This is a genomic window from Mycobacterium sp. (genome assembly GCF_032162605.1).
Taxonomy (GTDB): domain Bacteria; phylum Actinomycetota; class Actinomycetes; order Mycobacteriales; family Mycobacteriaceae; genus Mycobacterium.
Window position 1 is genome coordinate 1 of record NZ_JAVROT010000580.1, and the last position, 3,699, is coordinate 3,699.

Genomic DNA, 3,699 nt, shown 5'->3' on the forward strand with positions numbered 1-3,699 from the left:
TTTGCCGATCCGATTCACCGCGTCGCGGATTTCGGCCAGCGCCCCCAGCCCGGCCGAGTCGATGAAGGAGACGGCAGCGAAGTCGATGACCAGGCACGACGCATCGGTCTCGGTTGCACTACGGACGGCCGTCGCGATCAGTTGGTCACCAGCTGCGAGATCGAGACCGCCAGTGAGCGCCAGCACACACCGCGGTCCGTCTTCCGAAATGTCAATCGAGAAATCAGCCATGCCGACCCCCTGGTGCCAAAACGTACCCTCGCTGTCTCCTCACTGCCAAGGAATCATCCCCGCACAAGGCGCAGTCAAAGCATGACCGAACGGCGGGGAGCCGGTCCATCCTCACTCGCGTGGTGGAGCCGGCGCTCCGTGGCGCAGGTGGCGATCAGCGCGCGGGACGTTCGGGATCGCCTCGCGTTCGGCATCGATAATGAACCTCACGTGCTCTGAATGGGTAGTCGACCGTCGACGTTGGTCTTGCTATCGCGACCCATGGCGACCGGCTGTGCGAAAGCTGCGGTAGCCGCAGTATTCGGGCGATCGAGGGGCCCGCCCTAATCTGCCGGTGCCGCTTCGGGGGAGAGCGGCGAGTGTGATGTGACGGGGAAGCCTGGTCGGCCACGAGATCAAGTTGGTCGGTGATGCCATGTTCCAACAGGACGACGGCGAGCACCGTTCACTTTCGGATAGATAGGTAGGTGGGCAAAGCTAGTTCCCGATACGGGAAGCAGCGATCCATCGGCATTCATAGTGGCCGGATCTGACGGCGGGCAGGGGTGCAGACCGTGCCCACCGTCTCGTGTTCTAGCTGAAGAATCCACCGCCCACGATGGTGTGCTGTGTGGCCAGGATGGGCGGGGGCCCGTCGATGACGCTGACCGAGGCGAAGGTGAGGTGCTGGCCGCCGAGGTTGTCGGGCTTCATCGAGCCAGCCCCTGCTTTGAGGGTGATGACGCCCTTCGCGCCCCCGCCCAGATACACCCACAGGACGCTTCCGTCGGGCAGGCTCACGCTGCTCACCGAGACGGTGAGGATCGCGTAGCCGCCGCACGCGGAACCGGATCAAGGCCGGTGGTCTCGCGCAGATCAACCTCGCATCGCACCAGCGAGCTGATCCGCCGGATTTCGTTAGAGGTGACCATGCGCGCGTTCGACGTCCGGCGCTGTCCCGTGGCGTCGAGCCGACTGAGACGAGGCGCGCGCCGTCGGATAGGAGGAAGGCCGGGCTTGCGGCGTGGGGCGTGTTCGGCTGCAGGGTCCGGCGCGCGGGCTATCGAGTCCCGGTCTGACGTGGCCGCGTCGTCAAGCACGGGCGCGACCAAGGTGGTTCGATTCGTTGGCGGGTCAAGCGGCCGGCAGGAGAGCCATTGGCCAGCTTCAGCCAGCGGTCGGCTCGGCTCGGACTTCGCCCAAGACAACCGGCAGCAGTGCCCACACCTCCTTACCGCGGTCCGCTTTCCGCACCCCCCAATCGCTGGCAAGGGCGGCGACGACGAACAATCCGCGACCATGCACATCTTCCGGGCCCGCATGAACCGCGACAGGCTCGCCGGGGGCATCGTCGGTGACGGCTACTGTGACCGTATCGGCATCGACCTCGATTCGGAGATCGGCCGACGAACATCCGGCCTGTAACGCGTTCGTGACCAGTTCACTGACGACCAACACCACGTCGTCAAGGCCCGCCGACAACAGGGCAGAGTTGAGCAGGGCGCCCGAGATCTGTTCAGCCGCCCATGAGCGTGCCCTTCCCGGTGTGGCCGTGTCCCACGGGAAGCTTGCGTTGAATTGGAAACTCATCGCCCCACCCGCTGCCGCTGGAATGTCCTGACGATCACGTCGTACCCGATTACGACGCGGTATCACGACCAAAACGCGCTCAGAAGGCGTCCTCTGGTTACAGCCGGTGGTGGGCCCGCGGTGATTTGCCGCATACAGCAGCGGCTGCGCCATCGAGCAGATTCCGCTACCCATTCGCTGCGCTAAAGGGTGCCGCGCCAATGTTCGATCCGGTTGTGGTCGGGGGCGAACCCGTGGTTGACGCCCCAGAGCACTGCTTGGGTCCGGCTCGCAACCGCGATCTTGCGGTAGATCGTGCGGATGTAGGACTTCACGGTGTTGGGGCTGAGGAATGTCAAGCTAGCCACCTCGGCGTTGCTCTTGCCTTGGGTGATCAGTGCGAGGATCTCCGATTCGCGATCGGTGAGGCCCTCTCCGCGACCGGGCCAGTCCAGGCCGCTCGCGCCACGCGCTCGGCGGGAAGAGTCGCTGATGATCACTTCGCCGGCGTGTATTGCTTCCAGTGCGTTGACGAGTTCGCGTGCGGCCATCGTCTTTGACAGGTATCCGTGAACGCCTTTGCGGCGGGCGTGCTCGATCAGATCGGGGTGGAAGTTCCAGGTGTAGACGACGACCTTGCGTGCGCGCGGGTTATCGATGAGCACGCCGATTTCGTCGTGATCGGACTCCGCTTGTGCGAAGGAGTCATACAAGGCGATATCGACGACATCCTCGACGGGTTCGTTGGTGTCGAGCTCGGCGATGAGGATACGGTCTCGATAGGGCTCCAGCATACGGGCGACCCCGAACAGCACGACGTCGTAGTCATCGACCAACGCCACCGTGATCGGAGCCCGACCCGCTACGACCCTCACCGCGCAAACATAAACCTCCCTAAGGGTGTGCCGCCCCCGCCTTAGGGGTGGTGAAGTCGTAGCGGTCTGGAATAGGAACACAGCGCCTGGGGCTCATCGCAGCTGGAGGCGGGATTGGTCGACACAGCAGCTCATTGCAACCTCGGGGACTTCTTGGGCGGGCTCACCAAAGCCGGGGCGAACTCACTGCACCGGATCACCGAACCGCTCCTACCGAAGCGAAGGACTGGCTATGTACATCGGCATCGGCACCATCCGAGTGATCGTCATCATCCTGGCCCTTCCAGCCATCGGCACCCGTTGAGTTGAATCCGGCCGATCCGGGTCGCATCCACAGTTGTCGAGAATGGGTAGCCGAGCGTGCAAATATCGATGGATCTCAACACCCCCGAGGGTCCCGTGATTCACCTCGAGGGCGAGTGCGACATGGCGAGCATCGACGCCTTGAACGCCGCCGGGCGTGAGGCCATCGGGGCGGCCTCTGCGGGTGGTCGGATGACCATCGACCTGCGCGCGCTGACGTTTCTGGACTCCAGCGGCCTCGGCGCGCTGGTCGCTATCAGGAACGCAGCGACCGACAAGAACATCGCCCTGCGGTTGCGGAGCGTGCCCCGTCAGGCGAGTCGGATTCTCGCGCTCACCGCAATGGAGGACTTTTTCGAGATCGAACCTTAACCCTTCTGGCGGCAGCCCGCCTGCCGGTCGACCGGCACTCCAAGCTGGTGGCGTGGCAACGCATATATCGCCAGCCTGCCAAGGCAAGGGACGTGCCCGGAGACTGGCGGTCAAGAGCGGGCCGCCCACCTACCGGCGCACGGATTCCGGACCTCAGGAGGTGTACCGCGAGGGGCGCTGCCGTAGAAGCAGAGAGCCGGCCTGACCGCGAACCGATCACCGACATAACTCGAAAGTTCGCCGACCTCGCCACCGTCTTGGCGAACAGCAACGACAGCCGCCTATTGACCAAAGCAGGCCGTCGAATTCGCAGCGCACAGCGTGCCAGGCACCGAACACGCTGGCCTGACTGACCGTCGTCAGAGCAAAC

General features: G+C 64.2%; 5 protein-coding genes. 1 reads left to right on the forward strand and 4 read right to left on the reverse strand.

Annotated features, from left to right (window positions below):
* From QOI01_RS32340 to QOI01_RS32355, 4 genes are all read right to left on the reverse strand, one after another.
* The coding region (locus QOI01_RS32340) for an STAS domain-containing protein (protein ID WP_526387694.1) at window positions 1–231 on the reverse strand (231 nt) is incomplete at its 3' end.
* Between the two features lie 573 nt (window positions 232–804).
* A complete protein-coding gene (locus QOI01_RS32345; RefSeq protein WP_526387696.1) occupies window positions 805–1,020 on the reverse strand; it encodes a hypothetical protein in 216 nt (71 codons plus the stop codon).
* A 357-nt stretch (window positions 1,021–1,377) separates the two neighbouring features.
* Entirely contained in the window at window positions 1,378–1,953 is a 576-nt protein-coding gene (locus QOI01_RS32350) for an ATP-binding protein (protein WP_526387698.1), read from the reverse strand.
* Between the two features lie 29 nt (window positions 1,954–1,982).
* The gene (locus QOI01_RS32355; RefSeq protein WP_526387700.1) at window positions 1,983–2,654 is read right to left on the reverse strand and encodes a response regulator transcription factor; all 672 of its coding nucleotides are present in this window, start codon (window positions 2,652–2,654) and stop codon (window positions 1,983–1,985) included.
* Window positions 2,655–3,026: 372 nt separating this feature from the next.
* Between QOI01_RS32355 and QOI01_RS32360 the strand changes: the two genes are divergently transcribed.
* Window positions 3,027–3,329 carry an STAS domain-containing protein gene (locus QOI01_RS32360; RefSeq protein WP_526387702.1) on the forward strand — a complete coding sequence of 101 codons (303 nt, stop codon included), beginning with the start codon at window positions 3,027–3,029 and terminating at the stop codon, window positions 3,327–3,329.
* The last annotated feature ends 370 nt before the right edge of the window (window positions 3,330–3,699 follow it).